This window comes from Escherichia sp. TW14182 (assembly GCF_000208525.1).
GTDB classification, from domain to species: Bacteria; Pseudomonadota; Gammaproteobacteria; order Enterobacterales; family Enterobacteriaceae; genus Escherichia; species Escherichia ruysiae.
The window spans coordinates 1-3,458 of the sequence record NZ_AEJZ01000092.1 but is presented as its reverse complement, the minus strand read 5'-3'; the positions used below and the strand labels follow the sequence as shown (position 1 = coordinate 3,458).

General features: G+C 43.5%; 8 protein-coding genes. 5 read left to right on the top strand and 3 right to left on the bottom strand.

From position 1 onward, the window contains the following. Positions 1-184, bottom strand: a 184-nt coding sequence (locus tag EQY_RS0109325) for a CII family transcriptional regulator (protein WP_001177647.1), incomplete at its 3' end; no start/stop codon positions are given. Between the two features lie 108 nt (positions 185-292). Continuing rightward, entirely contained in the window at positions 293-478 is a 186-nt protein-coding gene (locus EQY_RS0109320) for a Cro/CI family transcriptional regulator (RefSeq protein ID WP_000276886.1), read from the bottom strand. An 80-nt stretch (positions 479-558) separates the two neighbouring features. Here EQY_RS0109320 and EQY_RS0109315 point away from each other — a divergent pair, with 80 nt between their 5' ends. Beyond that, positions 559-1,209, top strand: a complete 651-nt coding sequence (locus EQY_RS0109315) for a LexA family protein (protein ID WP_001095981.1) — start codon at positions 559-561, stop codon at positions 1,207-1,209. A gap of 312 nt (positions 1,210-1,521) precedes the next feature. Further along, complete coding sequence (locus EQY_RS0109310; RefSeq protein WP_001358311.1) at positions 1,522-1,794, top strand: transcriptional antitermination N peptide; 273 nt, start codon at positions 1,522-1,524, stop codon at positions 1,792-1,794. A 16-nt stretch (positions 1,795-1,810) separates the two neighbouring features. Here EQY_RS0109310 and EQY_RS0109305 read toward each other — a convergent pair whose 3' ends face one another. Further along, positions 1,811-2,392, bottom strand: coding sequence for a super-infection exclusion protein B (locus tag EQY_RS0109305; RefSeq protein WP_001066169.1), 582 nt, complete (start codon positions 2,390-2,392; stop codon positions 1,811-1,813). 260 nt (positions 2,393-2,652) lie between these two features. Between EQY_RS0109305 and EQY_RS0109295 the strand changes: the two genes are divergently transcribed. The 3 genes from EQY_RS0109295 to kil all read left to right on the top strand — a co-directional run bounded on the left by EQY_RS0109295 (position 2,653) and on the right by kil (position 3,370). After that, complete coding sequence (locus EQY_RS0109295) at positions 2,653-3,021, top strand: DUF2528 family protein (protein WP_000065374.1); 369 nt, start codon at positions 2,653-2,655, stop codon at positions 3,019-3,021. A gap of 72 nt (positions 3,022-3,093) precedes the next feature. Beyond that, positions 3,094-3,258, top strand: a complete 165-nt coding sequence (locus EQY_RS26140) for a protease FtsH-inhibitory lysogeny factor CIII (RefSeq protein ID WP_001198861.1) — start codon at positions 3,094-3,096, stop codon at positions 3,256-3,258. Beyond that, complete coding sequence (gene kil, locus EQY_RS26135) at positions 3,227-3,370, top strand: host cell division inhibitory peptide Kil (protein WP_000372937.1); 144 nt, start codon at positions 3,227-3,229, stop codon at positions 3,368-3,370. The genes EQY_RS26140 and kil overlap by 32 nt, the downstream gene beginning before the upstream one ends. Positions 3,371-3,458 lie beyond the last annotated feature (88 nt).

The following is a 3,458-nucleotide window of genomic DNA, read 5'->3' as shown; positions in this document are numbered from 1 at the left end:
CACCCCACTCCAGCACAGCCAGAAGCATGGCCATCTTTGGGATAAAGCTGTCTTTCCATCGCGAAATTTGCGATTCATTAATCCCTAATGCATCAGCAACCTTTCGCTGACCACGTACAGCAATTCGATTCAGGATGTTGCTTGTGATTGCATTCGCTTTCTTGCGAGTACTTGTAAGTTGCATATGTAAGTATTTCCTTAACAAATAAGAAGTTATACGCACCAACTGATGCGCGTTGTATTCCCGCATTTCGGCGGGAATAAGGACCATGACTGTTAAAGAGCAATTTGCTTATGCCGCTTTGCGATAAGCACTTTCTTGATACTTCAGGGCGCCAGCTGTAACGACTTCCAGTCGATAGGCGTCTTTCTCTGGGATGACTTCCTTCCACTGAGAGACTGCTGCATCGCTAATGCCTAACGCTTTAGCTACCGCACGCTGGGTTCCGAAGTGGTCGATAACATCTTTCTTGTACATAGACTCGCTCCGAAATTAAAGAACACTTAAATTATCTATCAAAGGAATCTTAAGTCAAGTTTATTTAAGATGTCTTAACTATGAATACACAACTGATGGGTGAGCGTATTCGCGCTCGCAGAAAAGAACTTAAGATTAGGCAGGCTGCCCTTGGCAAGATGGTTGGCGTGTCTAATGTTGCTATTTCCCAATGGGAGCGTTCTGAAACTGAGCCCAATGGCGAAAACCTATTGGCTTTAGCCAAGGCTTTACAGTGCTCCCCTGATTACTTGTTGAAAGGAGAAGATAGTCTTTCAAACATTGCCTATCACAGCAGGCATGATCCAAGAGGTTCGTATCCTCTAATTAGTTGGGTAAGCGCAGGATGTTGGATGGAAGCTGTAGAGCCATATCATAAGCGTGCAATAGATAACTGGTACGATACAACCGTAGATTGTTCAGAAGATTCGTTTTGGCTGGACGTAAAGGGTGATTCGATGACGGCTCCAGCCGGTCTTAGCATCCCGGAAGGGATGATAATACTAGTCGATCCTGAAGTAGAACCTCGTAATGGGAAGCTGGTAGTGGCAAAGCTCGAAGGAGAAAACGAGGCAACTTTCAAGAAATTAGTTATTGATGCTGGCAGAAGGTTTCTAAAACCACTTAACCCACAATATCCGATGATTGAGATCAACGGGAACTGCAAAATCATCGGTGTAGTTGTCGATGCAAAAATAGCAAACCTTCCATAAGGGGCATTCGCCCCTTTTTTTCTTTCCTTTAAAAATCAAAGCAAAACTTAAGCTTCGCAACAAAATTTAAGTTTTCTTCAAAAACGCTCTTGACCAATAGTTAAAGAAATCTTAAATTTAAGTCATCGGCAGGACGCTGGTAGCCAAACGGAACAGATTGGCAGGCTCTTTAACATTGATGGGATTGTCCCGCCGAAATGCGGGAACCAAAGAGTAGTTGGCTTTGGGGTGACGTGAAGTGCAGCTGCACGACGGCAACCGGAAGATAAGCACCCGGCGCGTCACCGCCAAAGTCAATCATCGGAGGTCAACATGGCAGTAGTCATTACATATCTGGCTGACGATAACGCCAGAAATCGCCGCAGAGCACGCAGACAGGCTCAACGTGAGCAGGCAATGCAAGAACAGCGACTGGCGCGAAAAATTGCGCTAAAGCTCTCTGGTTGCGTCAGAGCAGACAAAGCAGCATCACTCGGAAGCCTTCGCTGCAAGAAGGCAGATGAATGCAGTGGAAGTATTTGCCTGCCAAACGTAGCCATTTACGCGGCAGGCTACCGGAAATCAAAACAACTGACGGCGAGATGATAAATTAATTTGCTAATTACTTGTTTTTGCCATGCTTATCCTGAGCGATAAGTTCATCCATAAGACTGTCTTTCTTCCCAGCAAACCTAATGTAGCACTCATTTCTATAGCGTTCCGGGATAACAAAACGGTCGATTTCAGGATATCCAGTAGCAGAAGGTACCCGAATAAGAAGCCCTTTTTCGAGCAATGAGATTGCTTCAGGGCTTCCCTTTTCTGTCTTTAGCTGGTTATTAGCGGCTACAGCGAATGCCAAATACGCTCTTTCTCCAAGAGTTAACGAATCAAACAAATCTTGCACGTATTTCTCTTCTTTAGATTTGCGCTTCTGAGCAGCGAATATCTCAATTCTTTCAGTCACAGCGTGATAAGCGGAATTAACAACGCCGTTAAGCACATAGCTAACGCAAAACAACAGGATGTAATACATCCAGTAATGAGGAAGGATTTCTGGATTATGCAGGTTTATCCATTCTTTTACGCTTACAGGCATAACAATAATCAATATGATTAGGATGATTAGCATATGAATCAACTGTTTAAGTGTCATTCCTTGCAGGAAAAAATGCATTAGTTCCTGCCACCATGAGTTGTTCATCGGCGTTTCTCTTTTGCTCTCTGTAGGGGTGAATAGAGTTTATCCGATTTCTCGCTGTAGGGGTACACGAGAACCACCGAGCCTGATGTGGTTAAAAGACAGGCATACTAATAAACACTGCACTGTGTATTCATTCCAACGAGTGAATACACTGAGCAATGTCGCTCGTAACTAAACAGGAGCCGACTTGTTCTGATTATTGGAAATCTTCTTTGCCCTCCAATGTGAGGGCGATTTTTTATCTGTGAGGATATGAATAGATGTCAAACATCAAAAAATACATCATTGATTACGACTGGAAAGCATCAATAGAAATTGAAATCGACCATGACGTAATGACAGAGGAAAAACTTCACCAGATTAATAATTTCTGGTCAGACTCTGAATACCGACTCAATAAACACGGCTCTGTATTAAATGCTGTATTAATCATGCTGGCGCAACATGCTCTGCTTATAGCAATTTCAAGCGACTTAAATGCATATGGTGTTGTGTGTGAGTTCGACTGGAATGATGGAAATGGTCAGGAAGGATGGCCTCCAATGGATGGTAGCGAAGGAATAAGAATTACCGATATCGATACATCAGGAATATTTGATTCAGATGATATGACTATCAAAGCCGCCTGAGCGCGGCGTTACCGCATACCAATAACGCTTCACTCGAGGCGTTTTTCGTTATGTATAAATAAGGAGCACACCATGCAATATGCCATTGCAGGGTGGCCTGTTGCTGGCTGCCCTTCCGAATCTTTACTTGAACGAATCACCCGTAAATTACGTGACGGATGGAAACGCCTTATCGACATACTTAATCAGCCAGGAGTCCCAAAAAATGGATCAAACACTTATGGCTATCCAGACTAAATTCACTATCGCCACTTTTATTGGCGATGAAAAGATGTTTCGTGAGGCCGTCGACGCTTATAAAAAATGGATATTAATACTGAAACTGAGATCAAGCAAAAGCATTCACTAACCTCCTTTCCTGTTTTCCTAATCAGCCCGGCATTTCGCGGGCGATATTTTCACAGCTATTTCAGGAGTTCAGCCATGAACGCTTATTA

Bases quoted from the DNA above. Each gene is read 5' to 3' on its own strand.
- EQY_RS0109320 (WP_000276886.1), bottom strand. From the start codon at position 478: ATGTACAAGAAAGATGTTATCGACCACTTCGGAACCCAGCGTGCGGTA.
- EQY_RS0109315 (WP_001095981.1), top strand. From the start codon at position 559: ATGAATACACAACTGATGGGTGAGCGTATTCGCGCTCGCAGAAAAGAA.
- EQY_RS0109310 (WP_001358311.1), top strand. From the start codon at position 1,522: ATGGCAGTAGTCATTACATATCTGGCTGACGATAACGCCAGAAATCGC.
- EQY_RS0109305 (WP_001066169.1), bottom strand. From the start codon at position 2,392: ATGAACAACTCATGGTGGCAGGAACTAATGCATTTTTTCCTGCAAGGA.
- EQY_RS0109295 (WP_000065374.1), top strand. From the start codon at position 2,653: ATGTCAAACATCAAAAAATACATCATTGATTACGACTGGAAAGCATCA.
- EQY_RS26140 (WP_001198861.1), top strand. From the start codon at position 3,094: ATGCAATATGCCATTGCAGGGTGGCCTGTTGCTGGCTGCCCTTCCGAA.
- kil (WP_000372937.1), top strand. From the start codon at position 3,227: ATGGATCAAACACTTATGGCTATCCAGACTAAATTCACTATCGCCACT.